Here is a 25,171-nt window from a genome sequence, read left to right as displayed (position 1 = left end):
CGTTTATCCCGCCGCGGGCAGGCGCACGATGAAGCGCGCGCCGAGTTTCCGGGGTTCGCCCGTTTCGTCGGGCGGCCCCATTCGATTTTCCGCCCAGATGCGTCCGCCATGGGCCTCGACGATCTGTCGCGAGATGGAAAGGCCGAGGCCGGAATTCTGGCCGAATCCCTGATCGGGCCTGTCGGTGTAGAAGCGCTCGAAGATGCGTTCGAGCGCATGATCGGGAATGCCCGGCCCGTCATCTTCGACGCTGATCTCGACTTCGCGCGCCACGCGCTTGAGCGCCACGCGCACCGCGCCGTCGGGCGGCGAGAAAGAACGGGCGTTCTCGATCAGATTGGTGAGCACCTGGCCAAGCCGGCTGTCCTGTCCGTTGACCAGGCAGGCGTCGCGCGCCGCCTGCATTGTTGGCGTCGCGATCTCGACGCGCGGGCTGCCGGCCTTGCGCACTTCATTGGCGACGCTGGCGACCGCTTCGACGAGGCGCGCGACATCGACGGGATCGGCCTCGCTGCGCGCGAGTTCGGCGTCGAGGCGCGACGCGTCGGAGATGTCGCTGATCAGCCGATCGAGACGGCGCACATCGTGTTGAATAACGGCGAGCAATCGCTTGCGCGCGTCGTCGGTCTTCGCGAGCGGCAGCGTCTCGACCGCGCTGCGCAGCGAGGTCAGCGGATTCTTGAGTTCATGGGCGACATCGGCGGCGAAGCGCTCTGTGCCCTCGATGCGCTTGTAGAGCGCCTGCGTCATATCGCGCAGCGATCCTGAGAGATGGCCGATCTCGTCGCGCCGGTCGGTATAATCAGGGATCTCGATGCGCTTCTTCACGCCGCGGCGCACATTCTCCGCTGCAGCCGCGAGCTTGCGCATCGGGCCGGCGATCGTGTTGGCGAGCAGGAGCGACAGCACGAGCATCACGGCGGCGGCGACGCAGAAGATCTGCACCAGCGCCCAGCGCTCTTGCGAGATGATCGCGTCGATATCGCCGCCCTGCGTCGCCAGCAGCAGCGCGCCGCGCACCGAGCGGAAGCGCTGGATTGGCACTGCGACCGAAACGATCGTCTCGCCGCGCTGGTTGACGCGCACCACGCTTGTGGCCTCGCCTTTCAGCGCATTGCTGACTTCCGCGAGCTGTTTGCCGGGAACGCCGCTTGAATCATCGTTCGTCAGCGGCACGCCGATGCGGCCGAAGCGATTGCGGAAGAGATTGAACGTGCGCTGGATGACCGTGGTGTCTTCATGCGCCGCCGGCGGCGGCAGCTCGAAGCGGGTGATGTCGCCGCGCGAGATGAAGCGTGCGGAATCGACCACGGTGGCGCCGTCGCGATCGAAGACGCGCGCCCGCGTTTTCGTTGGCGTGATGAGGCGCCGCAGCACCGGCGAGACGCGTTCGGGATTGATCGAGAATTCGAGCGTGGAGTTCTCGTCCGGCGCGGCGAAACTGTCTCCGGCCTGCTGTTGGAACAGCTTGTCCGGGTCGAGCATGATGCCGTCATTCTCGACGCTGGCGGACGCTGCGATGGCGCCGGCGATGATCTCGCCCTGGGTCAGGAGGCTCTGCGCGCGCGACTCGATCAGGCCGGCGCGGAACTGGTTGAGATAGAGATAGCCAAGCAGCAGCGCGAGCAGGCCGGCGAGATTGAGCAGCACGATCCGCCGCGTCAGCGTCGAGCCGGCGCGATGGGCGAGGCGCCCGGCCATGCGCGACAACGCGCCGCGCAAACCGGCCTGGCGCGTGGACGTCACGGTGTCGTGGCTATGAATCTCTGCGGCCATCTTAAGTCTGTCGGCGCGACTCTATCAGAGCGCGCCGCGGCGCGCAGTCATTCCTTGAAGCGATAGCCAACGCCGTAAAGCGTCTCGATCATCTCGAAATCGTCGTCGGTCTGCTTGAACTTCTTGCGCAGGCGCTTGATGTGGCTGTCGATCGTGCGGTCGTCCACATAGACCTGATCGTCATAGGCCGCATCCATCAGCGCATTGCGGCTTTTCACCACGCCGGGCCGCTGCGCGAGCGACTGCAGGATCAGGAATTCGGTCACGGTGAGCACCACCGGCTCGCCCTTCCAGGTGCAGGTGTGGCGCTCCGGATCCATGCGGAGCTGGCCGCGCTCCAGCGCCTTGGCGTCGCCCTCGCGCGGACCCTGCACGTCCTTCGCTCCCGAGCGGCGCAGGATCGCCTTGACGCGCTCGACCAGCAGCCGCTGGGAGAAGGGTTTCCGGATGAAATCGTCGGCCCCCATCTTGAGACCGAACAGCTCGTCGATCTCCTCGTCTTTCGAGGTCAGGAAGATCACGGGGAGGTCGGATTTCTGGCGCAATCGGCGCAGAAGCTCCATGCCGTCCATGCGCGGCATCTTGATGTCGAAGATCGCCATGTCAGGCGGGTTCTGGCGCAGGCCGTCGAAGGCGGCGGCGCCGTCATTGTAGGTCTGGACGCGATAGCCCTCCGCTTCCAGCGCGATCGAGACTGAGGTGAGGATGTTGCGGTCGTCGTCGACCAGGGCGATCGTGGGCATTGACTCACTCTGCTGCCGCGGCGGGAGGCGCACGGCTTCGACACCGTCCTTCTACACCCTCTTTGGCGGGAAATCGAACAAACAGGGGTTGAATTGTGGCGGCTGGCTTTTTCTCCGCTTTTTCAGGACCGTAGCAGGTCGAGAGCCTTCCGGTAACGCTCGATGCGGAGCCGGTCCTTGTCGGTCGGAGAGCGGATTCGGCGCACATCCATGTTATCGGTAAGGTCGGCGATCTTGACCTTCCTGCCGATCGGGTCAGCCCCCGCCCGCCGGACCGCGGCGAAATAGTCCTCTTTCTCCTCAGGTCGCTTCGTCAGGCTGTCGACCGCCTGCACGACTTCGGCGGGAAAGCCCTGCGCGCGCAGATCGTCGAGCGTGACGTCGGTGTCCTCGACGAGATCGTGCAGGAGCGCGGCCATGCGCTCCTGCATGGTTGCGTCGAGGCCGAGATGATGCATCACCCTGAGCGGATGCAGGATGTAGGGAAGCCCGGCCTTATCGGTCTGTCCGCGATGCTTGTCGGCGGCGAGCATCAGCGCGTCTTCGATGGTCGCAGTCATCTCTCATCCGGCGCAGTGTTGTGAAACGTCAATCAAACGTGTGACGCAATGTCTGAAGCAAGAGAAGAGCCCAAGGGTTCCGTCCTCAGGGAAACTGATGAAAGCGCCCGCCAGCTCGCCAAAAATCTGATCAGGACCGCGCGGTTCGGCTCGCTTGCGACGATCGACGCGCAACAGGGCGGCCCCTTCGCCAGCCTGACCAGCGTCGCGACCGATTGCGATGGCGCGCCGCTGATTCTCGTTTCGCGTCTGTCGGGCCACACTGGCAATCTGCTCGGCGACGCGCGCTGCTCATTGCTTCTGGGCCAGCCAGGCAAGGGCGATCCGCTCGCCCATCCCCGCGTTTCGCTTGTCGCGCGCGCCGCCGTCGTCTCGCGCGAGGGAGAGGAGGGCGCCCGCGTCCGCCGACGATTCCTCGCGCGTCATCCCAAATCCGAACTCTATGTCGATTTTCCCGACTTCCTGTTCTTCCGCCTCGCGCCTGAGCGGGCGAGCCTCAATGGCGGTTTCGGCAGGGCCTATGAGCTCGCGCCCGCCGACCTCCTGACCGATCTCGCCGGAGCCGAGGATCTGGTAGAGGCGGAGGCGGGTGCTGTCGCCCATATGAACGAGGACCATGCCCAGGCGCTCGGCCTCTATGCGACCCGGCTGCTGAACGGTCCCGAAGCGCCCTGGCGCTGCGTCGGGATCGATCCGGAAGGCCTCGACCTTTCCGCAGGAGACCTGACGTTGCGGTTGGCCTTTCCCGCGCGCGTCGCCACAGCGGGGGAGCTCCGGAAGATGCTGGTCGATCTCGCGGGACAGGCGCGGATGAAGGCCTGAACGGACCCGGCCGGCCTGCGGCCGCATTCACTTTCCACCGGGAAAGCCGTTGCGCCGGACCTTCGTCCGGAGGAATCATGCGGCGAGGGCGAGCTTGCGCTCGCCGCTGCGCGGCCCTAGAGGGCCGCGAACGTGACGCCAGGGCGGGGCGCTCGCGATCAGGGAGATCACTCGTGACGGACAATATCGGCGTCTTCAACAGCGCGCAGGGCGCAGAAGTCAGCGGCTTCCGCAAGCTGAAGGCGGTGCGCTGGAACTTCGAGGCGGCGCGGCTGGTGGAAGAATCGATCCGTCGCGGCGAAGGCTCGCTGGTGAAGGGCGGCGCGCTTGCGGCCGATACGGGCCAGCACACGGGCCGTTCGCCGAAGGACAAGTTCGTCGTGCGCGACGCCGCGACCGAGAAGGTCGTGTGGTGGGACAACAATGCGGCGATGAGCCCCGAGCAGTTCGACGTGCTCTACGCCGATTTCATTGCGCATTGCGAAGGCAAGGAGCTGTTCGCGCAGGATCTCTATGGCGGCGCCGATCCGGCGCATCGCGTTCGCGCCCGCGTGTTCACCGAACTCGCCTGGCACTCTCTCTTCATCCGCAATCTGCTGATCCGCCCGGAAGCCGGGGAGCTCGCGAATTACGCGCCCGAGATGACGATCATCGATCTGCCGAGCTTCAAGGCCGATCCGAAGCGTCACGGCTGCCGCAGCGAGACGGTGATTGCGATCGATCTCACGCGCAAGATCGTCCTCATCGGCGCTTCGGCTTACGCCGGCGAGATGAAGAAATCGGTCTTCACCTATCTCAACTACGTGCTGCCGGCGAAGGGCGTCGTGCCGATGCATTGCTCGGCCAATGTCGGGCCGCGCGGCGATTCCGCAGTCTTCTTCGGCCTCTCCGGCACCGGCAAGACGACGCTCTCGGCCGATCCCGAGCGCACGCTGATCGGCGATGACGAACATGGCTGGTCGAAGGACGGCGTCTTCAATTTCGAAGGCGGCTGCTACGCCAAGACGATCAAGCTCTCCGCCGAAGCCGAACCGCAGATCTATGCCGCGTCGCAGATGTTCGGCACGGTGCTCGAGAATGTCGTGTTCGACGAGAATACGCGTGAGGTCGACTTCGACGATCAGTCGAAGACCGAGAATACGCGCTCGGCCTATCCTCTCGACTTCATCCCGAATGCGTCGCGCACCGGTCGCGCCGGCGTCCCCAAGAACATCATCATGCTCACCGCCGATGCGTTCGGCGTGATGCCGCCGATCGCGAAGCTGACGCCGGCGGAAGCGATGTATCACTTTCTCTCCGGTTACACCGCGAAGGTCGCAGGCACCGAGCGCGGCCTCGTCGGCGTCGAGCCGGAATTCTCGACCTGCTTCGGTTCGCCGTTTCTTCCGCGCCATCCTTCGGAATATGCGAACCTGCTGCGCGAACTGATCGCCAAGCATCACGTCGATTGCTGGCTCGTGAATACGGGCTGGACCGGCGGCAAATATGGCGTCGGCCGCCGCATGCCGATCCGTGTCACGCGTCGCCTCTTGACCGCTGCGCTCGACGGTTCGCTGAACCGCGCCGATTTCCGCCGCGATCCCTATTTCGGATTTGCGGTGCCGACCTCGGTGCCCGGCGTCGAGCCGCACATCCTCTATCCCGTGAAGACCTGGGCGAGCAAAGCCGAATTCGCCGACACGGCGAAGAAGCTGGTCGACATGTTCCGCGCGAACTTCAAGAAGTTCGAAAGCCATGTCGATGAGGCGGTGAAGGCCGCCGCTCCCGCAAACCAGATGGCGGCCTGACGCCATCTTCAGCGCGATCGCGATGAAAAGACTTTTTCAGATTCTGGTCATCGCGGCCATCGCCTGCGGCGGAACGCTGGGCTGGCGCTGGTACGTCTACGTCACCAACACGCAGACGCCCTATGATGAAGTCGGCATCGGACTCAATGGCCTGATGCCGCAGCCGCTTCGCAAATGGGGCTGCGATCAGCTCAAGAAGAATTTCGGCCGCGGCCTGCCGCCGATGGGTTGTTCCGCTGGCGACGGCAGACAGTGGATGTGAAAGCGCCGCCGTATTGGCGGCGTTTCATTTTCCAGAGCATTTCCCGTTTTGGTATATTCACGAAAGAGGCCGTCATGCGCGGACTTGTTCCGCGCATCCACGTCTTTGAAAGAAATGAAGACGTGGATGGCCGCGACAAGCGCGGCGATGACGAAGCCTTGAATCATCGTAAACGGGAAACGCCCTAACTTTTATCCCGGAAAGCTTACTTCGCCTTCAGGAACGCCTCGACCTCGAGCAGCACCAGCTCATTGTCGTCGGCCTTGTTCGGATCGCGGCTCGACGAGAAGGGCAGGTTGTTGTCGTTGCCGACGACGATATGCGTGGCGTCGACCACATCGACATTCTCGATCGTGAAGAAGGGGAAAGCGAGCGCGCCTTCGGTGAGCGGCTTGCGCGCGAGTTTGTTCGGGTCCTGCATCTTCATGAGATCGATATGGCCGATCTTGCGCGCGACGCCGCCGACGTTGGCGTCATTGAGCTCAACCTTGTAGACGCGCTTGAACTTCGCGACGTCGCTGAAGCAATTCGGCGCCTTCTGGCCCTGCGGGCAGGCCTTGTCGGCGGTGCCTTCACCATTGTCGCGCTCGATGATCAGGCCCGTCGTGGCGTCGATCATGTTGAAGTCGCCGATGGCGTTGCCATTGGCCTCCATCACATATTTCCAGTGACGGCCGGTCCACTTCTCGCCGGCGACATCGAATTCGAGGATGCGCAGATATTCGCGGCCGCCTTCTGTCTTCTCCCAGTCCTTGCGGTCTTTATCCCACAGCGGACCTTCGAGCAGGGCGTAGAGGAATTTGCCATCCTTCGACGCCGCCATACCTTCAAAGCCCTTCGAGCGGCGCGCATTGAAATCGAGCGTCGCGGTCGGCGTCGCCGGCGCCGTCATCGTGTAATGGTCGGGCGAGCGCACCGGCTTGCCGTCGGCGAGCGTCTCGAAGAAGCCGAGCACCTTGCCCGATTTGTCGGTCTTCAGGAGATAGGGGCCGAACTCGTCGCCGATCCAGATAGTGTCGCCGATGATCTGGAAGCTCTCGGTGTCGAAATCCGCGCCGGTGAGATAGCGCTTCGCAGTGCCTTCATGGACGATGCGGAACGGCACTTTTTTGTCGGGATCATGCAGGAAGATGGTTTCGAGGCGCTCCCACTTTCCTTCCTTCCAGTCGATGCGATAGCGGTTGAGATAGAGCATCGAATCCTGGCTGTTCGCCTTCGCGCCGAAGCCGTTGTCGGTGATGATCCAGAATGTGCCGTCGGGCATGGTCTTGATGCCGGAATGGCCCTGCAGCGGCTGGCCCTTGAACGGAACGGACACGCCGGTCGGGCGATCGGCCGAAAGCCCCATCACCGAACCGAGCTGATCGACGCGCTTGCCCGTGGTGTATTTGCCCGAAATCTTCAGATCCTCCGGCGCGTCGGCCGGCGCGTCGATAAAGCTCTCGGCGGGCATGATCGCATGGCCGGCGACGGCGGCCGGAAAGGCCTGATCGGCGCGCGCCGCGACCGGCGTCAGCGCCGTGGCGGCGGCGAGGGCGAAGAGAAGGGACAATTGTTTCATTTGGCGCTCCCAGCAACGTGATTGCGCAATCTGCGCATGCGGGCTATCGGCGCGATGACTCCGCGATGACGCGCCGATGACGACCGGCCGGCTTTTATCGGGAAGACAGGATTCGGACGGGATGACCTCGACATTGGTGATCGGCGCGGGAGTGGTGGGCCTCGCCTGCGCTGCGGCGCTGGCGAAGCGCGGCCATGACGTCATCGTCGCGGAAAAGGCCGACGGGATTGGCACCGGCGTCTCCTCCCGCAACAGCGAGGTGATCCATGGCGGCATGTATTATCCCGCGGGTTCGCTGCGCGCGAAGCACTGCGTCCGTGGCCGGCGTATGCTCTATGAATTTTGCAATGCGCGCGGCGCGCCGCTGAAGAAGACCGGCAAGCTGATCGTCGCAACGAACGAAGCGGAAGAGAAGAAGATCGCGTCCATCCAGGCGCAGGGCGTCGCGAACGGCGTCGAAGGGCTTGTGCTGATTGACGGCGCGAAGGCGCGCGCCATGGAGCCGGCGCTGAGATGCACCGCGGCCGCATGGTCGCCGGAGACCGGCGTCGTCGACAGCCACGCGATGATGCTCGCGCTGCAGGGCGAGATCGAGGATCACGGCGGCATGATCGCTTTCGAGACGCCGGTGGAGCGCATTGCGCGCGTCGGCGCGGAATGGCGCGTGACGTTCGGCGGCGCCGCAGGCGGCGAATTTTTATTCGACGCGATCGTGAACAGCGCTGGCCTCGGCGCGCAGGAGATTGCGAGCGCGATGGAGGAGTATCCGCGCGCGCGCATTCCGAAACGCGTGCTCGCGAAGGGCAACTATTTCTTATACGCGGGCAAGCCGGTTTTCACTCACCTGATTTATCCCGCGCCCGTCGATGGCGGGCTTGGCACGCATGTCACGCTCGACCTCTCCGGCCGCATGAAATTCGGCCCCGATGTCGAATGGATCGATCGCGAATTCTACGAGGTGAATCCGGCGCGCGCCGAGAGCTTCTACGCTTCGATCCGCCGCTATTTTCCGACGCTGCCTGATGGATCGCTGGTGCCTGATTATTCCGGCATTCGCCCCAAAATCACGGGGCCGGGCGAGCAGCCCCGGGACTTCGTCATCGACGGGCCGCCGGAACATGGGCTCGCGGGCGTCGTGCATCTCTTCGGCATCGAGTCGCCGGGGCTGACGTCGTCGCTGTCGATTGCGGAGGATGTGGCGGAGATGATTGGCGCATCTTGAAGAGACGTCATCCCGGGCGCATCGCAGCGCCATAGCCGACGCGAATGCGTTGGCGTCGAAGACGGTCGCCAGAGGCAGCCTATGGTGATGCGATGCAGACCCGGGACCTCAAGCCGATAGAGGCTCATCCCGCGAAAGATCCCGGGTTTGCGCAGCAACGCCTTGCGTTGCAGCGCGCCCGGGATGACGCGCTTACTTCGCCGCCAACCCCTTCAATTTATACAGCGCCTCCAGCGCCTCGCGCGGCGTCATCTCGTCGGGATGAACGTCGGTGAGCGCCTCGCGCAATTCGTCCTTTTTCTCCGGCGTCGCGGGCGCTACCTGCCGGACCTGCGCTGCGAATAGCGGCAGATCGTCAATGAGATCCTTTACCGGCCGCGCGCGCTCGGTCGCTTCGAGCTCCGACAACAAGGTGCGCGCGCGCTCGACCACGCTCGCCGGCAGCCCCGCCAGCTTCGCCACCTGAATGCCGTAGGAGCGGTCGGCCGCGCCCGACGTCACCTCATGCAGGAACACCACGTCGCCTTCGAATTCGGTCACGCGCATCGTTGCGTTGGCGATGCGCGGCAGTTTCTTCGCAAGCTGCGTCAGCTCATGAAAATGCGTCGCGAACAGAGCGCGGCAGCGATTGATCTCATGCAGATGTTCGATCGTCGCCCATGCGATGGAGAGGCCGTCGAAAGTCGCGGTGCCGCGGCCGATTTCATCGAGGATGACGAGCGAGCGGCCCGTCGCCTGATTGAGGATGGCGGCCGTCTCGATCATCTCGACCATGAAGGTCGAACGCCCGCGCGCGAGATCATCGGCCGCGCCGACACGACTGAACAGCCGATCGACCACCCCGAGACGCGCGTCGCGCGCCGGGACATAGGCGCCCATCTGCGCCAGCACCGCGATCAGCGCGTTCTGCCGGAGATAAGTCGATTTACCCGCCATGTTCGGGCCGGTGACGAGCAGGATGCGGCCGCCATCAGCGCCTGAAGGCGAGGACAAATCGGAATCATTGGCGACGAAGGGTTCGCCGTCCTTGCGCAATGCGGCTTCGACGACCGGGTGCCGTCCGCCCGCGATCGCGAAGGCGCGGCTGTCATCGACGAGCGGCCGCGTCCAGCCGAGATCATCGGCGAGATGAGCGAGCGCGGCGGCGACATCGATCGCGCAGAGCGCCTGCGCTGCGCGCTTGATCGCGTCGCCCTCGCGCAGAACCATGTTCGCGAGATCGCCGAAGATCGAGAGTTCGAGCGACAGGGCGCGATCGGCGGCTGAAGCGATCTTCTGTTCGAGCTCGCCAAGCTCCGTCGTCGAGAAGCGCATCGCGCCCTGCATTGTCTGGCGATGAATGAAGGTCGCATTGAGCGGCGGCCGCGCGAACTGCTCGCCGGCGGCTTGCGGAACCTCGATGAAATAGCCGAGAAAATTATTATGCTTGATGCGCAACTGGCGCACGCCGGTCTCCTCAGCGAGGCGCGCCTGCAAAGCGGCGATGACGCGGCGACTCTCGTCGCGCAGATCGCGCAATTCATCGAGCGCCGGCTCGAAACCTTCGCGCACGAAGCCGCCATCGCGCTTCATCAGCGGCAGCTCATCGCGCAGCGCTGCGGCGAGCCGCCCGGCCATGTCAGGGTCAAGTGCGCGCAGATCATTAGCGGCCGCCTTGATCTCAGCGGGAATCTCGATGCGGTCCGACAGGATGTCGGCGAGGTCGCGCGCCGCATCGACCATGTCGCGGATGGCGGCGAGATCGCGCGGGCCGCCGCGGTCGAGCGCGATGCGGGACAAGGCGCGCGCGCCGTCTGGCGCCGCCTTCAATCTTCGCCGCGTCTCCTCGCGCAAATTTGCATCGCCAACGAAGAAGGTGATCGAATCCTGGCGCGCATGGATAAGCGCGAGATCAGTGAGTGGGCCCGCGAGTCGCTCGGCGATGAGACGGCCGCCCCCCGGCGTCAGCGTGCGGTCGATCGCGGCCAGCAGCGAACCTTCGCGCTGACCAGACAGCGTGCGCGTGAGTTCGAGATTGGCGCGCGTCGCCGCGTCGATGCGCAGCACATTTTCGGCGCTGGATTCGCCCGGCGGCGACAGCGCCGGCCGCGCAGCTTTCTGCGTGCGCTCGACATAGACGATCGCAGCCGCGGCTGCGGCGATCTGCGCGCGGGAGAAGCGGCCGAAGCCGTCGAGCGTGGAGACGCCATAGAAATCGAGCAGCCGCCTTTCGGCCGATGCGCCATCGAATCCCTCACGCGGGATCGGCGTCACAGAGGCGCGAATCTCGCGCCACAGCGCCTTCAGTTCGGGGTCATCGAAGATCGAATCCGGGACGACGATTTCCTTGGCGTCGAGCCGTGCGAGTTCGGCGCCGAGGCCGGCCTGCTGCGTCTCGCTCAGCGAAAAGGCGCCGGTGGTGATGTCGACGGCGGCGAGGCCATAGCTCCAGAGATTTTCGCCGGCGCGCGTGCGCGCCACCGCGACGAGCAGGCTCGCGCGTGACGGATCGAGCAGCGCCTCCTCGGTCACGGTGCCCGGTGTCACGAGCCGCACCACGTCGCGGCGCACCACCGATTTCGAGCCGCGCTTCTTCGCTTCCGCCGGGTCCTCGATCTGCTCGCAGACCGCGACGCGATGGCCGAGGCCGATCAGCCGCTGGAGATAGTCGTTGGCGCGCTCGACGGGCACGCCGCACATCCGGATGTCTTCGCCGCGATGCTTGCCGCGCTTGGTCAGAACGATGCCGAGCGCGCGCGAGGCGATCTCGGCGTCCTCGAAGAACAGCTCGTAGAAATCGCCCATCCGGTAGAACAGGAGGCAGTCCGGATTGGCGGCCTTGATCTCCAGATATTGCGCCATCATGGGCGTGACCTTTTCGGCCGCGCCCGCTCCGTTCTCGTCCTCGGCGGTTCGTTTCAGCATGCGGGCCGGACCCTAGAGCATGGCTTGCGGCGTGACAGCCCCCGCCCTGCGTCAGGCGCCTGCCAATTCACCAGATTCAAGCCTTGAGCGACATGGGCCGGGTCCCTAATGTGCGCGCCCTGGAGCGGGATGCGAAAAAGTGGAAGCCGGTTTTTCGCGTCAATCCCGCTCCAAGGTCAAAGAATCGATCACGTTCATGACCTTGGATGGACAACATCCAAGGTCATCGTGATCTTAGGGGTGGAAACATAAGAAATGTCAGAACAATCGAAGGGTCGCACGCGCCCGACCTTCACGGACCAGGAAGCGCTCGACTTTCATTCGCGGGGTCGGCCCGGCAAGCTCGAAGTGGTCGCCACCAAGCCGATGGCGACGCAGCGCGATCTCTCGCTCGCCTATTCGCCCGGCGTCGCCGTTCCTGTGCTCGCCATTGCCGACGATCCGCTGAAGGCGTTCGACTACACGACCAAGGGCAACATGGTCGCCGTCATCACCAATGGCACGGCGATTCTCGGCCTCGGCAATCGCGGCGCGTTGGCGGCGAAGCCGGTGATGGAAGGCAAGTCGGTTCTCTTCAAGCGCTTCGCCGACATCGATTCGATCGATCTCGAAGTCGACACCGAAGATCCGGACGCCTTCATCAATTGCGTGCGCTATCTCGGCAAGGGATTCGGCGGCATCAATCTCGAAGATATCAAGGCGCCGGAATGTTTCATCATCGAGGAGCGGCTGAAGGAGCTTCTCGATATTCCCGTCTTCCATGACGACCAGCATGGCACCGCGATCATCGCCGCCGCCGGCATCATGAACGCGCTCGAACTCACGGGCCGCAAGCCGGAGACGACGACTCTCGTCTGCAACGGCGCCGGCGCGGCTGGCATCGCCTGTCTCGATCTCTTGCGCGCCATCGGCTTTCGACCTGAGAATCTTACCCTCGTCGACACCAAAGGCGTGATCTACGAAGGCCGCACTGAGGGCATGAACCAGTGGAAATCGGCGCATGCGGTGAAGACGTCTAAACGCACGCTCGCCGAAGCGCTGAAAGGCGCCGACATCGCGTTTGGCCTTTCCGCGAAAGGCGCGTTCAACGCCGAGATGATCAAATCGATGGCGAAGGACCCGATCGTCTTCGCCATGGCCAATCCCGATCCTGAAATCACGCCGGAAGAAGTCGCGACCGTGCGCGACGACGCCATCGTCGCGACGGGACGTTCCGACTATCCCAACCAGGTCAACAACGTTCTGGGCTTTCCCTATCTCTTCCGCGGCGCGCTCGACGTGCGAGCGACCGCGATCAACATGGAGATGAAGGTCGCTGCGGCGCGCGCGCTGGCGAAGCTCGCGCAGGAGGATGTGCCGGACGAAGTCGCCGCCGCCTATCAGGGCGCGCGCCCACGCTTCGGCCGCGACTACATCATTCCCGTGCCGTTCGACCCGCGCTTGATTTCGACGGTTCCATGCGCTGTGGCCAAGGCCGCCATGGAGACGGGCGTCGCGCAGGCGCCAATCGCGGATATGGCCGCCTATAAGGCGCATCTCTCGGCGCGGCGCGATCCGATCGCCGGCGCGCTCAATCGCATCATCGAGCGCGTGCGTCGCTATCCCAAGCGCATCGTGTTCGCGGAGGGCGAGGAAGAGCAGGTGGTGCGCGCCGCCCTCTCCTTCGTCAATCAGGGCATGGGCACCGCGATCCTTGTCGGTCGCGACGAGCGCATCAGGGAGATGGCCGCGGCGAACGGCGTTGATCTCGGCATCAAGGGCCTTGAGATTCACAATGCGCGGCTCTCGAAGCGCAACAGCATCTATGCGCAGTTCCTCTATGAACGGCTGCAGCGTCACGGCTATCTCTTCCGCGACTGCCAGCGCATGATCAATCAGGACCGCAACACCTTCGCCGCAGCGATGGTGGCGCTCGGCGACGCCGACGGCATGGTGACGGGCGCGACGCGCAATTATTCCGTCGCGCTCGAAGAGGTGAGGCGCGTGATCGACGCCAAGCCCGGCCATCGCGTCATCGGCTGCTCGCTGGTGCTGGCGCGCGGCCGCAATGTGCTGGTCGCGGACACCGCGATCACGGAAATGCCGGAGGCGAAAGAGATCGCCGAGATCGCGATTGAAGCCGCCGGCGTCGCGCGGCGCCTGGGTTATGATCCGCGCGTCGGCCTGCTCGCCTTCTCGACCTTCGGTCATCCCCCGGGCGAGCGCTCGGAGAAGGTCAAGGAAGCGGTGCGCATTCTCGATTCGATGCGCGTCGATTTCGAGTATGATGGCGACATGGCGGCCGACGTCGCGCTCAATCGCGAGCTGATGGCGCAATATCCGTTCTGTCGTCTGACGGGTCCGGCGAATGTGCTCATCATGCCGGCGTTTCACTCCGCGTCGATCTCGACGAAGCTCTTGCAGGAGCTCGGCGGCGCGACGGTGATCGGGCCGATCATCGTCGGCCTCGACCGCGCCGTGCAGGTGGTGCCGCTCGGTGCGAAGGATTCCGACCTCGTCAACATGGCGGCGCTCGCAGCCTTCAACGTCGGCGGGTGAGGCGGCTACGCCTTCACCACGATTCAGGCCGATCCTGCGCTTCGTGAAAGACGCGCAGGATTTCTATTTGCCCCTCATTCACGCGATAGGGGAGCAGGTAGGGAAGTTGCGGCACCTGGAGTTCATGCACGCCGTTAGTGCTTTCCGACGCTCTGCCAATAAAGGGTTTATCTCGCAGTAGCGACGCGCTGTGAGCAATGCGTTTGAGCACGCGGTCGGAGACGGATTTGCTCGCGACCTTTTTCAGGTAAGCGGCGATTGACTCAAGATCGCGTTTTGCCGCCCGCAACCATACGATCTTTAGAGATTGCTGGCTTGCGGAACGTGTCCGGTTCTGGCGGCGCGAGTTCGTGTTCGGTTCCAAGAGAATCGACCCATTCGATTATCGCGTCATGCGAGATGAAGACACCTTTGTCCGCTTCCTCAATGGCCGCCTGAAGTTCCTTCGCCTTCCAGGCGTTGCGCGCCACATACTGTTCGAGCGCTTCAGCGGCGAGATAAGCCTTGGAACGCTTTGTTGCGTTGCTGAGAAATTCAAGCTGATCTTTCAGCTTGTCCGACACACGCACGGAGAGAACAGAGCTAGCCATGATGAAGCCTTTCAGGCTGTAAATGTATACATCAGATTCTGGCGTAAACAAGTCGACGCGCGGCGCGTTTTGGCCGCGACCAGAAATTGCATGTTCATGAATTGTTCTTGACGTCGCCGGAGCGCCCGCTACCTTTCCCTTGGGCAGGGCGGCTTCGGCGATGGTCACGCGCGTTTCGACGGTGGCGTTTGAAGGGATCGAGGCGCGCGCCGTCGACGTCCAGGTCCAGGTGTCGATCGGCAAGGTGCTGTTCATTGTAGTCGGCCTCGCCGACAAGGCGGTGGCCGAGAGCCGCGAGCGGGTGCGCTCGGCGCTGATCGCGTCAGGCCTCTCGCTTCCGAACAAGCGCATCACCGTCAATCTCGCGCCGGCCGATCTGCCGAAGGAAGGCAGCCATTACGATCTGCCGATCGCGCTCGGCGTCATGGCTGCGATCGGCGCGATTCCGGCGGACGCGCTCGCAGGCTACACCGTGCTGGGGGAACTCGCGCTCGATGGATCGATCAGCGCCGTCGCCGGCGTGCTGCCAGCCGCCATCGCCGCCAACGGGCGCGGCCACGGCCTGATCTGTCCGGCGGCGACCGGGCCGGAAGCCGCTTGGGCCTCGCGCGACATCGAGGTGCTGGCGCCGCGCTCGCTGATCCAGCTCGCCAATCATTTCAAGGGAACGCAGGCGCTTGGCCGGCCCGAACCGCGCATGATGGCGCCGGGCGCCGATCTCCCAGATCTACGTGATGTGAAGGGGCAGGAGAGCGCCAAGCGCGCGCTCGAGATCGCCGCGGCCGGCGGGCATAATCTGTTGATGAACGGGCCGCCCGGCGCGGGAAAATCCATGCTGGCGGCGCGGCTTCCCTCCATTCTGCCGCCGCTCAATCCAGCCGAACTGCTTGAAATCTCGATGGTGCAGTCGGTCGCCGGCGCTCTCGCCGACGGCGCGCTGACCGATCGCAGGCCTTTTCGCAGTCCCCATCATTCGGCCTCGATGGCGGCGCTGGTCGGCGGTGGGCTGCATGCGAAACCCGGCGAGGTCTCGCTCGCCCATCACGGCGTGCTGTTTCTCGATGAGCTGCCGGAATTCCAGCCACAGGTGCTCGACAGCTTGCGCCAGCCGCTGGAGACCGGCGAAGTCGCGATTTCGCGCGCCAATCATCGCGTCACCTATCCCGCGCGGTTTCAGCTTGTGGCGGCGATGAATCCCTGCCGTTGCGGCAAGGCGATGGACCCCGGCTTCGCCTGCAAGCGCGCGCCGAACGACAAATGCGCGGCGCAATATCAGGCCAGGATTTCAGGCCCTTTGCTCGATCGCATCGATCTCTCGATCGAGGTGCCCGCCGTGACGGCGGCCGATCTCGTGCTCCCGGCCCCGGCGGAAGGCTCGGTGGAAACCGCGAAGCGGGTCGCGTCCGCCCGCATCCGACAGGCCGCGCGCTATGAGAGGGCCGGCCTCTCCGGCGCCTCGACCAACGCAGCCTGCCCGCCGACCCTGATCGAGGAGGTGGCGAAGCCGGACAGTTCCGGCGCTTCCCTCATGCGCAGCGCCGCCGAGACCATGAAGCTCACGGCGCGCGGCTATCATCGCGTGCTCAAGGTGGCGCGGACGCTGGCCGATCTCGATGGCGAGGAGAAGGTCGGCCGCGTGCATCTGGCCGAGGCTCTGGCCTATCGCGCCACCGCCTGACCGGCTCCTCCGTTGCCTCCCGGGCGAGCCGCCGTTACACGGGGCTTTGAGATAGACGCCGCTCGCCATGGACCTGAAACTTCTCGCTTTCGACGCCGAAGATCTGTGTGTGATGTCAGCCCATCTCCAGGATGCGGCGCTGATCGCGTCCGACATGGCGTGGCAGCCCAAGGAGCGCCGCTTCGCGCTCGTCTGCCAGCGGCGTGATCATGTCGGCGGCGGCGCTGATCGCGCCTGCGGGCTGCATTTCAATTTCGTCACTGCGGCGCAGCGGCTGCGCATGCCGCAGGGCGAAGCGGCGCCTCTGAAGCTGATTGGTCTCGGCTTCGAGGCGGGCGAGACCCCTTCCGGCTTCGTCACATTGCTGTTTGACGGCGGCGCTGCGGTGCGTCTCTCCGTCGAATGCATCGACGCCAGCATGCGCGATCTCGTTCCGGCGTCCCAGGACTGACATGGCGCTTCGTCTCGACGCGCGCGCTGCGGATTTCGAAGCGCGCTTTCGCGAATTGCTGGCGGCGAAGCGCGAAGTTTCCGAGGATGTCGATGCGGCCGCGCGGGGACTGATCGAGGATGTGATCGCGCGCGGCGATCAGGCGGTGATCGACGCGACGCAGCGCTTCGATCGTCTGTCGCTCACGCCGTCCACGATGCGCATCTCGCGTGAGGAGATCACAGCGGCGGTCGCCTCGTGTGACGCGAAGACACTCGACGCGCTGCGCTTCGCGCGCGACCGTATCGAAGCTTATCATGTCAGACAGAAGCCGCGCGATGAGCGTTTCACTGATGCGCTTGGCGTTTCGCTCGGTTGGCGCTGGACCGCGATCGAGGCTGTTGGCCTCTACGTTCCCGGCGGCACCGCGAGCTATCCCTCCTCTGTGCTGATGAATGCAATCCCGGCGAAGGTCGCCGGCGTTCCGCGCGTCGCGATGGTGGTTCCATCGCCGGACGGCAGACTCAATCCGTTGGTGCTCGCCGCCGCCGATCTTGCTGGCGTCGACGAGATCTATCGCATCGGTGGCGCGCAGGCGGTCGCGGCGTTGGCCTATGGCACCGCGACGATCAGGCCCGTCGCGAAGATTGTCGGCCCCGGCAATGCGTTCGTGGCCGCTGCGAAGCGCCGCGTGTTCGGACAGGTCGGCATCGACATGATCGCCGGGCCGTCCGAAGTGGTGATCATCGCGGACGACAGCGCCAATCCCGACTGGATCGCGGCTGATCTTCTCGCGCAGGCCGAACATGATGCGGCCTCGCAATCGATCCTGATCACGACCTCGCCTGAGATAGCGCAGCGGACGGAAGGCGCGCTCGCCGCGCAGCTTGCGGCGCTGCCGCGCGCCGAGATCGCCGGCGCAAGCTGGCGCGATTTCGGCGCGATCATCGCAATTGGCGCGCTCGATGAAGCGATCGCGCTGGCCGATCGCCTCGCGCCCGAGCATCTCGAAATCATGACGCGCGATCCCGAAGCGCTCGCAGCGAAAATCCGCAATGTCGGCGCGATCTTCCTCGGCCATCACACGCCGGAAGCGATTGGCGATTATGTCGGCGGCTCAAACCATGTGCTGCCCACGGCGCGTTCGGCGCGCTTCTCTTCGGGCCTCAACGTGCTCGATTTCATGAAGCGCACATCGCTGCTCGCCTGCACGGCGGAGTCGCTGGCCGCGCTGGCGCCGGCCGCGATCGCGCTTGGCGAGGCGGAATCGTTGCGGGCGCATGCGAGTTCCGTCGCGATCAGATCGAACGCGGCGCGGGGATAGATGAAGCGCGACTCCGCCCGTCGACTGGTGTCCGTGACGCTCGACGCGGATTCGCTCGCCACCAGTAATCCCGATCAGGAGCATGAGCGCGCCGTCGCCATCTATGACCTGATCGAGGAGAATCATTTTCATCCGATCGATCATGATGGCGGCCCCTACTGTCTGAATCTTTCGCTCGCTTCGGGGAAGCTGTCCTTCGAAGTGAAGACGGAGAGCGGCGACGCCGTGATGACGCACATCCTGTCGCTGACCCCGTTGCGGCGCGTGGTGCGTGATTATTTCATGATCTGCGACAGCTATTACGCCGCGATCCGCACGCAGACGCCGAGTCAGATCGAGGCGATCGACATGGGCCGCCGCGGCCTGCACAACGAGGCCGCCGGAATTCTGGCCGAGCGACTCGCCGGCAAGATCGAGATCGACAACGACACGGCGCGCCGCCTTTTCACGCTGGTCGCCGCGCTGCACTGGAAAGGCTGAAGTGGGCGAGGCCGCCGCCGCCCGCAAACTTCAGGCGGTGCTGTTCGCCTGTTCCTACAACGCGGTGCGTTCGCCCATGGCTGAAGCCATCGCGCGGCATTATTTCGGCAAGTCGATCTATGTGCAGTCGGCGGGCGTCCACAAGGGCGATCTCGATCCGCTCGCGGTCGAGGCGCTTGATGAGATGGGCGTCAACGCCGCCAAGCACAGGCCGCGCACAATCGAAGAGCTCGAAGAGTGGGAAGGGCTGAATTTCGATCTGATCATCAGCCTGAGCCCCGACGCGCATCACAAGGCGCTTGATCTCACGCGCCACATCGCGGCTGATGTCGAATACTGGCCGACGCCTGATCCCACCATTATCGAAGGCACGCGCGCCCAGCGTCTCGACGCCTATCGCGACGTGCGCGACATGCTCACCACGCGCATCCTGAAGCGCTTGAAGTCCTGAAGATCAGGACACGCCCATCGCGCGCAGCGCGATCGCGGTTGCGACGCCGGCGCAGAGCGCCAGCATGTCGTTGCGCGCAACAAGCTTGATTGCGAGCGCGATCACGATCGCGATAGCTGCGACAAGGCCGGTCTGCGCGATCGCGGGCAGAACGATCGCTGCGACGATCGAACCGGGGAGCGCGGCGAGCGCGCGTTCGATGCGCGGCGATGGCGTCACAAAACCCATCGCCCAATAGCCGCCGATGCGGCAGAGATAGGTGACGAGCGTTGCGGCGAGGATCGCGATCAGCGCCGCCGGCGTGACGCCGATGCTGTCGAGCGCGCTCATTTCGCTTCGTCCCTGTCGAGGAAGGCGGCGGAAAGCATGCCCGCGATCGCGCCGCCGATGATGTGCCACTGGCCGGGGATCAGTTTCGACATCACGAGCGCGACGGCGCCAGCGATCAACCAGTTGCGCGTGTCGCGATGCGACCGCCAGAGCGACACTGTCATCATGCCGAACATGATCGGCATGATGAGATCGATCGCATAGGTCCTGGGATCGCTCACCAGCGCGCCGAGGAGGTAACCGGGTACGGCCGAGAGCGTCCAGATAATCCACAGCGCGACGCCGGAGCCGAAGATCACGCCCGCATCTGCGCCGCTTTCGCTGCGATAGCGGCTCGCCACGACATAGTTGATGTCGGTGAGCACGAAAAATTGCGAATAGACGAAGCCCTGCGGCAGCGGCGCGAGCCAGGGACGCAGCGATGCGCCCATCAGCACGAATCTGAGATTGACGATGCCGACGATGACGCTGAGCGTCAGCACGCCGATCAAAGTCCGGTGATCGGACCAGGCTTCCATCGCGGCGAACTGCGAGGCGCCGGCGAAGGTCAGCCCGCTGAACAGCGTCGCCTCCATCAGGCTGAGCCCCTTCTGCGCCGCCAGCGCGCCGAACGCCGCGCCGAAAAAGAAGCAGCCCGGCAGAAGCGGCAGCGTGAGCGCGACGCCGTGACGGAAGCCGGCGAGCGTGGCGGCGATGGCGCCGCCGCTGGGGCTGTCGGCTTGTGCGACGCTCATTGAATGTCGCTCGCGCGCGCAGGCGGCGCGCCACATGAATCAACGGAATGAAAGAGCATGAATGGTTCGATGCGCCGCAGCGGTTGAGCGGCGCATAGCAGCCGGGCGGCTGAGCGCCCATGCGTCGGCGCGGGAAGGCGGCATGCGTGGCGCGTGGGTCTTGCCTGTTTACCCCTGCGCACGACGCGCGCATGGTCCGGCCTCCTTTCGAGCGGTCCCGCGCCCATGTCTTTCGTCAATCCCGCCCCTTTCACCACGCGCCCCGAAATCCAGGGGACTTTCGGCGTGGTCGCCTCGACTCACTGGATCGCCTCGGCGGTCGGGATGGGCGTGCTGGAGCGCGGCGGCAACGCCTTCGACGCCGGCGTCGCCACCGCCTTCACGCTTCAGGTGGTCGAGCCGCACCTGAACGGCCCCGGCGGCGACGTGCCAGTGCTTGTGCGTGACGTGCGCAAGGGCAAGGTCGAGGTGATCTGCGGGCAGGGGATCGCGCCTAATGGGCTGACCATCGGCCATTGCCGCGAACTCGGTCTCGATCTCATTCCGGGAACCGGCCTTCTCGCGACTTGCGTGCCCGGCACCTTCGACGCCTGGATGCTGCTGCTGCGCGACTATGGCACGCTGCGGGTGCGCGACGTTCTCGAGCCCGCGATCTCCTATGCCCGCCATGGCTATCCCGTCGTCGAGCGCATCACCGCGACGATCGAAACGGTCGCCGGCCTGTTCCGCGATCACTGGCCGACATCCGCCGCGCTCTATTTGCCCGGCGGCAAGCCGCCGGCGCCGGGCTCTGTCTTCTCGAACCCGACGCTGGCTGCGACCTATGAGCGGATTCTGAAGGAAGCTGAATCTGTCGAGGGGCGCGAGGCGCAGATCGAGAAGGCGCGAAAAGTCTGGTCGCAAGGCTTCGTTGCGGAAGCCATCGCCCGCTTCTGTCGCGAGCAGGAGGTGATGGATTCCTCCGGCCGCCGTCATCGCGGCGTGCTGAATGGCGACGACATGGCGAAGTGGCAGGCGACGGTCGAAGCGCCGGCGTCCTACGACTATGGCCGCTACACCGTGATGAAGCCGGGCGGCTGGTGCCAGGGCATCGCGACGCTGCAGCAGCTCGCGCTGCTCAAGGGATTCAATCTCGACGGCGTCGATGTTCGCGGGCCGGATTTCGTCCATCTCGTCACAGAGGCGGCGAAGCTCGCCTTTGCCGATCGCGACACATTCCTCGGCGACCCTGATTTCGTCGACGTGCCGCTCGATACGCTTCTGTCGGACGCTTACAATGACGAGCGCCGCAAGCTGATTGGCGAGACGGCCTCCATGGATCAGCGCCCTGGCATTATTCCCGGCCGCGGCAAATCTTTCGGCCTGCGCGTCGCGGAAGGCGCGCGCTCGGCGGTGTCGGCGACCGGCGTCGGCGAACCGACCGTTGGGCGCCTTGGCGAAACGCGCGGCGACACCGTGCATTTCGACATCATCGATCGTCACGGCAACATGATCGCGGCGACGCCGTCAGGCGGCTGGCTGCAATCCTCGCCCGTGATTCCCGAACTCGGCTTCTGCCTCGGAACGCGCGCGCAGATGTTCGTGCTCGACGAATCTCATCCTGCCGCGCTCGGCAAAGGCCGCCGTCCGCGCACGACGCTTTCACCGACCATGGCGCTGCGTGACGGCGAAGCCTATCTCGCCTGGGGATCGCCCGGTGGCGACCAGCAGGATCAATGGATCCCGCAGATGTTCCTGCGCCACGTCCATGCTCGAATGAATCTGCAGGAGGCGATCGATGCGCCGGCCTGGCACACCGAACATTTCCCCACCTCCTTCTGGCCGCGCATGGCCAGACCCGGCGTGATCGTGCTCGAAGGCCGCTTTCCCAAGGCGACGATCGAGGAGCTCAGGCGCCGCGGCCACAAGGTTGAGGTGGGTCCCGACTGGTCGGAAGGACGCCTCGTCGCTGCGGCGCGCGATGGCGCTCTGCTCAAGGCCGCTGCGAACCCGCGTGGCATGCAGGGCTACGCCGTCGGACGCTGACGGCGCGTCGTCCGCCGCATGGGCGGATCATAACTAGAGGAAATGTGATCGGCTGGCATGCCTGACCGCAAAATGCGGGGTGACAGACGGTCCGTCTCCGGCCACATTGGTTCCAATCGGAACGAGTTTGGCGGGGCGTTCAAATGACCTGGTCGATTGTCGCGCGGGATCGCGTCACAGGGCAAATCGGGGTCGCCGTCTCGACCTGCGCCTTCGCCGTCGGCGCGCGCGTTCCCTTCGTCGCGACCGGCGTCGGCGCGATTGCGACGCAGGCTTTCGTCAATCCATATTACGGCTATCGCGGGCTTGAATTGCTGCGCGCCGGCGCGTCGGCCGAGGATGTCATCCGCGTCGTCACGTCGAATGATGAGGGCCGCGGCGAACGCCAGATGCATGTGATGGATAGGAAGGGACGTTCGGCGGCTTACACCGGCGCGAATTGCGTCGACTGGTGCGGCCATCTCATCCGCGAGGATTTCTCCGTCGCCGGCAATATGCTTGCCGGCCCAGCCGTGATCGATGAGACCGCGAAAGCGTTCGAGGCCAACAAACATCTTGATCTCGCGCGCCGATTTCTCGCGGCGCTGAAAGCAGGCGAAGCGGCAGGCGGCGACAAGCGCGGCAAGCAGTCCGCGGCGATCCGTATTCATGACGAACAGGAATATCCGCGCGTCGATCTTCGCGTCGACGATCATGTCGATCCACTCGCCGAACTCACGCGCCTTGAAGAGGAAAGCTGGCGGCGCTTCATGCATTATCGCAAATTCATGCCGAGCAAGGACAATCCGGCGGGAATCATCGATCGCGCCGAGATCGAGCGTCAGATCGCCATCTCCATGGAAAAAGGCCGCGGCTGATGGATGCGCCCCTGCTCGATGTGCGCGATTTGAAGATTGGCTTTCGCGCGCATGATGGCAGGCGCACGCGCGCCGTCGATGGAATCAGTTTTCAGGCGCGTCGCGGCCGCACGCTCGGCGTTGTCGGCGAATCCGGCTGCGGCAAGAGCGTGACCTCGCTCTCGGTGATGGGGCTTCTGCCGAAAGCGTCCGCCGAAATCGAAGGCGAGATCCTGTTCGAGGGAAAGGATCTCCGGAAGATATCCGAGGACGAGTTGCGCGATCTGCGCGGCAATCGCATCGCCATGATCTTTCAGGAGCCGATGACGTCGCTCAACCCGTCCTTCACCATCGGCGACCAGATCACCGAAGGTTACAGGCGCCATCGCAAGGCGAATGCGAAACAGGCGGAAGAGCGCGCCATCGAGATGCTGCGCCGCGTGCGCATTCCCAATCCCGAACAGCGTTTCCACGAATATCCGCATCGCCTGTCCGGAGGCATGCGTCAGCGCGCGATGATCGCCATGGCGCTCGCCTGCGATCCCGAATTGCTGATCGCGGACGAGCCGACGACTGCGCTCGACGTCACCATTCAGGCGCAGATTCTCGATCTGATGCGCGCGTTGCGTGAGGAATCCGGCGCGGCGATCATTCTCATCACCCATGATCTCGGCGTCGTCGCCGAAGTGTGCGATGATGTGATCGTGATGTATGCCGGCGAGATCGTGGAGCGCGCGCCGGTCGCCGAGCTTTTCCGCTTTCCCCAGCATCCCTACACGATCGGCCTCATGGGCTCGCTGCCGCGCCTTGATGTGCGCAAGGAGCGGCTGGCGGCGATCGAAGGCGCTGTGCCCGATATGAGCCGGCCGCCGCAAGGCTGCCGCTTCGCCGCGCGCTGCGCCTTCGCCGATGCGAACTGCCGCGCCAATCCGCCGCCGATGGTCGAGCCTTCGCCCGGCCGCATGTCGCGCTGCTGGAAGGCGCCGCTGGAAAGGCTCGTCGCATGAGCGAGCCGCTGCTGCGCGCCGAGAATCTGGTCAAGCACTTCGTCGCGAAGCGTTCGGCTATCGGGCGTCCGCTGGCGATGGTGAAGGCGGTTGATGGCGTCGATCTCGAAGTCGCGGCGGGTGAGACGCTGGCGCTCGTCGGTGAATCCGGCTGCGGCAAATCGACGGTTGGCCGCCTGCTGCTGCGCCTTCTCGAGCCAACCGACGGCAAGGTGACGTTCGAGGGACAGGATATTTTCCAGTTATCCGGCGGCGCGATGCGCGCGCTGCGTCGGCATATGCAGCTCATTTTTCAGGACCCGTTCGCATCGCTCAATCCGCGCATGACCGTCTATGACGCGGTCGCGGAGCCTTTGATGCTGCATGGTCTTGTTCCCGCCAGCGGGCGCCGTGCGCGCGTCGAGGAGTTGTTGCAGCGCGTTGGCTTGAAGCCCGAGCAGGCGGCGCGCTATCCCCATGAATTCTCCGGCGGCCAGCGCCAGCGCGTAGTGATCGCGCGCGCGCTGGCGAGCGAGCCGAAGCTGATCGTCTGCGATGAAGCGGTCTCGGCGCTCGACGTCTCGATTCGCGCGCAGATTCTCAATCTCCTGCGCGATCTCCAGCGTCAGCTTGGCCTCGCGCTCGTCTTCATTTCGCATGACCTCGCTGTCGTGAAGCATATCGCCGATCGCGTCGCCGTGATGTATCTCGGCCGTATCGTCGAGACGACGTCAGGCGATGAACTGTTCGACAATCCGCGCCATCCCTATACGCGCGCGCTGTTGTCCGCGATTCCCGTTCCGTCGCCATCTGCAAGCCGCAACCGCCAGATATTGCAGGGCGACGTGCCGAGCCCGATCAATCCGCCGCCCGGTTGTCATCTCCACGCGCGCTGTCCGCATGTGATTGATCGCTGCCGCGTCGAACGTCCGCTGCTGCGTTCGATCGCCGATGCGCATCTCGCGGCTTGCCATCGCGCCGAGGAGTTGCCGCCGGCTGGGCGGCTGACACCGCTTGAAGAGCAGATCGATCCGCGCGTCGCCGATCTGATCGCGCGCTTCGGCGCGCGTTCGGCCTCTGTCGAGGCATGAGAATTGCTGGCTTGAGAACGAACAAGTCTGGATGAGGGAGA

The 25,171-nt window shown here is 64.7% G+C and carries 24 protein-coding genes; 15 read left to right on the top strand and 9 right to left on the bottom strand.

The window, feature by feature from the left end; translation table 11 throughout:
• Nucleotides 1-3 precede the first annotated feature (3 nt).
• From L8F45_RS19260 to L8F45_RS19250, 3 genes are all read right to left on the bottom strand, one after another.
• Nucleotides 4-1,776: a stimulus-sensing domain-containing protein gene (locus tag L8F45_RS19260; RefSeq protein ID WP_425329940.1), complete on the bottom strand. Its 1,773-nt coding sequence runs from the start codon at nt 1,774-1,776 to the stop codon at nt 4-6.
• 47 nt (nt 1,777-1,823) lie between these two features.
• Entirely contained in the window at nt 1,824-2,519 is a 696-nt protein-coding gene (locus L8F45_RS19255; RefSeq protein ID WP_342359475.1) for a response regulator transcription factor, read from the bottom strand.
• A gap of 122 nt (nt 2,520-2,641) precedes the next feature.
• Nucleotides 2,642-3,079: an HD domain-containing protein gene (locus tag L8F45_RS19250; RefSeq protein WP_342359474.1), complete on the bottom strand. Its 438-nt coding sequence runs from the start codon at nt 3,077-3,079 to the stop codon at nt 2,642-2,644.
• A gap of 48 nt (nt 3,080-3,127) precedes the next feature.
• On the opposite strand from L8F45_RS19250, the gene L8F45_RS19245 reads away from it, so the two are divergent.
• The 4 genes from L8F45_RS19245 to L8F45_RS19230 all read left to right on the top strand — a co-directional run bounded on the left by L8F45_RS19245 (nt 3,128) and on the right by L8F45_RS19230 (nt 6,138).
• Nucleotides 3,128-3,901 carry a HugZ family pyridoxamine 5'-phosphate oxidase gene (locus L8F45_RS19245; RefSeq protein ID WP_342359473.1) on the top strand — a complete coding sequence of 258 codons (774 nt, stop codon included), beginning with the start codon at nt 3,128-3,130 and terminating at the stop codon, nt 3,899-3,901.
• Nucleotides 3,902-4,074: 173 nt separating this feature from the next.
• Complete coding sequence (locus L8F45_RS19240; protein WP_342359472.1) at nt 4,075-5,688, top strand: phosphoenolpyruvate carboxykinase; 1,614 nt, start codon at nt 4,075-4,077, stop codon at nt 5,686-5,688.
• Between the two features lie 22 nt (nt 5,689-5,710).
• Nucleotides 5,711-5,950 (top strand): hypothetical protein, encoded by a 240-nt coding sequence (locus L8F45_RS19235; RefSeq protein ID WP_342359471.1) that lies wholly within the window; start codon nt 5,711-5,713, stop codon nt 5,948-5,950.
• The gene (locus L8F45_RS19230; protein ID WP_342359470.1) at nt 5,941-6,138 is read left to right on the top strand and encodes a hypothetical protein; all 198 of its coding nucleotides are present in this window, start codon (nt 5,941-5,943) and stop codon (nt 6,136-6,138) included. The genes L8F45_RS19235 and L8F45_RS19230 overlap by 10 nt, the downstream gene beginning before the upstream one ends.
• Before the next feature lie 17 nt (nt 6,139-6,155).
• Here the strand turns inward: L8F45_RS19230 and L8F45_RS19225 are convergent, their stop codons facing one another.
• A complete protein-coding gene (locus L8F45_RS19225) occupies nt 6,156-7,511 on the bottom strand; it encodes an esterase-like activity of phytase family protein (RefSeq protein WP_342359469.1) in 1,356 nt (451 codons plus the stop codon).
• 121 nt (nt 7,512-7,632) lie between these two features.
• Here L8F45_RS19225 and L8F45_RS19220 point away from each other — a divergent pair, with 121 nt between their 5' ends.
• Entirely contained in the window at nt 7,633-8,733 is a 1,101-nt protein-coding gene (locus L8F45_RS19220; RefSeq protein ID WP_342359468.1) for an NAD(P)/FAD-dependent oxidoreductase, read from the top strand.
• A gap of 192 nt (nt 8,734-8,925) precedes the next feature.
• Here the strand turns inward: L8F45_RS19220 and mutS are convergent, their stop codons facing one another.
• Complete coding sequence (mutS, locus tag L8F45_RS19215; protein ID WP_342359467.1) at nt 8,926-11,637, bottom strand: DNA mismatch repair protein MutS; 2,712 nt, start codon at nt 11,635-11,637, stop codon at nt 8,926-8,928.
• Between the two features lie 255 nt (nt 11,638-11,892).
• On the opposite strand from mutS, the gene L8F45_RS19210 reads away from it, so the two are divergent.
• Nucleotides 11,893-14,175, top strand: coding sequence for an NADP-dependent malic enzyme (locus tag L8F45_RS19210; protein ID WP_342359466.1), 2,283 nt, complete (start codon nt 11,893-11,895; stop codon nt 14,173-14,175).
• Nucleotides 14,176-14,188: 13 nt separating this feature from the next.
• Here L8F45_RS19210 and L8F45_RS19205 read toward each other — a convergent pair whose 3' ends face one another.
• A complete protein-coding gene (locus tag L8F45_RS19205) occupies nt 14,189-14,464 on the bottom strand; it encodes a type II toxin-antitoxin system RelE/ParE family toxin (RefSeq protein ID WP_342359465.1) in 276 nt (91 codons plus the stop codon).
• Nucleotides 14,439-14,933 (bottom strand): CopG family ribbon-helix-helix protein, encoded by a 495-nt coding sequence (locus tag L8F45_RS19200; protein ID WP_342359464.1) that lies wholly within the window; start codon nt 14,931-14,933, stop codon nt 14,439-14,441. Before L8F45_RS19200 ends, L8F45_RS19205 begins: the two co-directional genes overlap by 26 nt.
• On the opposite strand from L8F45_RS19200, the gene L8F45_RS19195 reads away from it, so the two are divergent.
• The 5 genes from L8F45_RS19195 to L8F45_RS19175 all read left to right on the top strand — a co-directional run bounded on the left by L8F45_RS19195 (nt 14,926) and on the right by L8F45_RS19175 (nt 19,128).
• Nucleotides 14,926-16,443 (top strand): YifB family Mg chelatase-like AAA ATPase, encoded by a 1,518-nt coding sequence (locus L8F45_RS19195; RefSeq protein WP_342359463.1) that lies wholly within the window; start codon nt 14,926-14,928, stop codon nt 16,441-16,443. The genes L8F45_RS19200 and L8F45_RS19195 overlap by 8 nt on opposite strands.
• Nucleotides 16,444-16,510: 67 nt before the next feature.
• A complete protein-coding gene (locus L8F45_RS19190; protein ID WP_342359462.1) occupies nt 16,511-16,894 on the top strand; it encodes a DUF2948 family protein in 384 nt (127 codons plus the stop codon).
• A 1-nt stretch (nt 16,895) separates the two neighbouring features.
• On the top strand, nt 16,896-18,197 hold the full coding sequence (hisD, locus tag L8F45_RS19185) for a histidinol dehydrogenase (protein ID WP_342359461.1): 1,302 nt from the start codon (nt 16,896-16,898) through the stop codon (nt 18,195-18,197).
• Nucleotides 18,198-18,677 carry a UPF0262 family protein gene (locus tag L8F45_RS19180; protein ID WP_342359460.1) on the top strand — a complete coding sequence of 160 codons (480 nt, stop codon included), beginning with the start codon at nt 18,198-18,200 and terminating at the stop codon, nt 18,675-18,677.
• Between the two features lie 76 nt (nt 18,678-18,753).
• Nucleotides 18,754-19,128 carry an arsenate-mycothiol transferase ArsC gene (locus tag L8F45_RS19175; RefSeq protein WP_342363504.1) on the top strand — a complete coding sequence of 125 codons (375 nt, stop codon included), beginning with the start codon at nt 18,754-18,756 and terminating at the stop codon, nt 19,126-19,128.
• 3 nt (nt 19,129-19,131) lie between these two features.
• Here the strand turns inward: L8F45_RS19175 and L8F45_RS19170 are convergent, their stop codons facing one another.
• Together L8F45_RS19170 and L8F45_RS19165 are read right to left on the bottom strand one after the other, a co-directional pair.
• Nucleotides 19,132-19,458, bottom strand: a complete 327-nt coding sequence (locus L8F45_RS19170) for an AzlD family protein (RefSeq protein WP_342359459.1) — start codon at nt 19,456-19,458, stop codon at nt 19,132-19,134.
• Nucleotides 19,455-20,192 (bottom strand): AzlC family ABC transporter permease, encoded by a 738-nt coding sequence (locus L8F45_RS19165; protein ID WP_342359458.1) that lies wholly within the window; start codon nt 20,190-20,192, stop codon nt 19,455-19,457. The genes L8F45_RS19170 and L8F45_RS19165 overlap by 4 nt, the downstream gene beginning before the upstream one ends.
• A gap of 225 nt (nt 20,193-20,417) precedes the next feature.
• On the opposite strand from L8F45_RS19165, the gene L8F45_RS19160 reads away from it, so the two are divergent.
• The 4 genes from L8F45_RS19160 (at nt 20,418) to L8F45_RS19145 (ending at nt 25,130) form a co-directional block, all read left to right on the top strand.
• Entirely contained in the window at nt 20,418-22,217 is a 1,800-nt protein-coding gene (locus L8F45_RS19160; protein WP_342359457.1) for a gamma-glutamyltransferase family protein, read from the top strand.
• A 143-nt stretch (nt 22,218-22,360) separates the two neighbouring features.
• A complete protein-coding gene (locus L8F45_RS19155) occupies nt 22,361-23,074 on the top strand; it encodes a DUF1028 domain-containing protein (protein WP_342359456.1) in 714 nt (237 codons plus the stop codon).
• Nucleotides 23,071-24,060 (top strand): ABC transporter ATP-binding protein, encoded by a 990-nt coding sequence (locus L8F45_RS19150; protein ID WP_342363503.1) that lies wholly within the window; start codon nt 23,071-23,073, stop codon nt 24,058-24,060. Before L8F45_RS19155 ends, L8F45_RS19150 begins: the two co-directional genes overlap by 4 nt.
• Entirely contained in the window at nt 24,057-25,130 is a 1,074-nt protein-coding gene (locus L8F45_RS19145; RefSeq protein WP_342359455.1) for an ABC transporter ATP-binding protein, read from the top strand. The genes L8F45_RS19150 and L8F45_RS19145 overlap by 4 nt, the downstream gene beginning before the upstream one ends.
• The last annotated feature ends 41 nt before the right edge of the window (nt 25,131-25,171 follow it).

This window comes from Terrirubrum flagellatum (assembly GCF_022059845.1).
GTDB classification, from domain to species: Bacteria; Pseudomonadota; Alphaproteobacteria; order Rhizobiales; family Beijerinckiaceae; genus Terrirubrum; species Terrirubrum flagellatum.
This window is presented reverse-complemented; position numbering and strand designations above follow the sequence as displayed.

Bases quoted from the DNA above. Each gene is read 5' to 3' on its own strand.
- L8F45_RS19250 (WP_342359474.1), bottom strand. From the start codon at position 3,079: ATGACTGCGACCATCGAAGACGCGCTGATGCTCGCCGCCGACAAGCAT.
- L8F45_RS19190 (WP_342359462.1), top strand. From the start codon at position 16,511: ATGGACCTGAAACTTCTCGCTTTCGACGCCGAAGATCTGTGTGTGATG.
- L8F45_RS19180 (WP_342359460.1), top strand. From the start codon at position 18,198: ATGAAGCGCGACTCCGCCCGTCGACTGGTGTCCGTGACGCTCGACGCG.
- L8F45_RS19145 (WP_342359455.1), top strand. From the start codon at position 24,057: ATGAGCGAGCCGCTGCTGCGCGCCGAGAATCTGGTCAAGCACTTCGTC.
- L8F45_RS19235 (WP_342359471.1), top strand. From the start codon at position 5,711: ATGAAAAGACTTTTTCAGATTCTGGTCATCGCGGCCATCGCCTGCGGC.
- L8F45_RS19260 (WP_425329940.1), bottom strand. From the start codon at position 1,776: ATGGCCGCAGAGATTCATAGCCACGACACCGTGACGTCCACGCGCCAG.
- L8F45_RS19165 (WP_342359458.1), bottom strand. From the start codon at position 20,192: ATGAGCGTCGCACAAGCCGACAGCCCCAGCGGCGGCGCCATCGCCGCC.
- L8F45_RS19255 (WP_342359475.1), bottom strand. From the start codon at position 2,519: ATGCCCACGATCGCCCTGGTCGACGACGACCGCAACATCCTCACCTCA.
- L8F45_RS19175 (WP_342363504.1), top strand. From the start codon at position 18,754: ATGGCTGAAGCCATCGCGCGGCATTATTTCGGCAAGTCGATCTATGTG.
- L8F45_RS19225 (WP_342359469.1), bottom strand. From the start codon at position 7,511: ATGAAACAATTGTCCCTTCTCTTCGCCCTCGCCGCCGCCACGGCGCTG.
- L8F45_RS19155 (WP_342359456.1), top strand. From the start codon at position 22,361: ATGACCTGGTCGATTGTCGCGCGGGATCGCGTCACAGGGCAAATCGGG.
- hisD (WP_342359461.1), top strand. From the start codon at position 16,896: ATGGCGCTTCGTCTCGACGCGCGCGCTGCGGATTTCGAAGCGCGCTTT.
- L8F45_RS19210 (WP_342359466.1), top strand. From the start codon at position 11,893: ATGTCAGAACAATCGAAGGGTCGCACGCGCCCGACCTTCACGGACCAG.
- mutS (WP_342359467.1), bottom strand. From the start codon at position 11,637: ATGCTGAAACGAACCGCCGAGGACGAGAACGGAGCGGGCGCGGCCGAA.
- L8F45_RS19160 (WP_342359457.1), top strand. From the start codon at position 20,418: ATGTCTTTCGTCAATCCCGCCCCTTTCACCACGCGCCCCGAAATCCAG.
- L8F45_RS19245 (WP_342359473.1), top strand. From the start codon at position 3,128: ATGTCTGAAGCAAGAGAAGAGCCCAAGGGTTCCGTCCTCAGGGAAACT.
- L8F45_RS19170 (WP_342359459.1), bottom strand. From the start codon at position 19,458: ATGAGCGCGCTCGACAGCATCGGCGTCACGCCGGCGGCGCTGATCGCG.
- L8F45_RS19195 (WP_342359463.1), top strand. From the start codon at position 14,926: ATGGTCACGCGCGTTTCGACGGTGGCGTTTGAAGGGATCGAGGCGCGC.
- L8F45_RS19220 (WP_342359468.1), top strand. From the start codon at position 7,633: ATGACCTCGACATTGGTGATCGGCGCGGGAGTGGTGGGCCTCGCCTGC.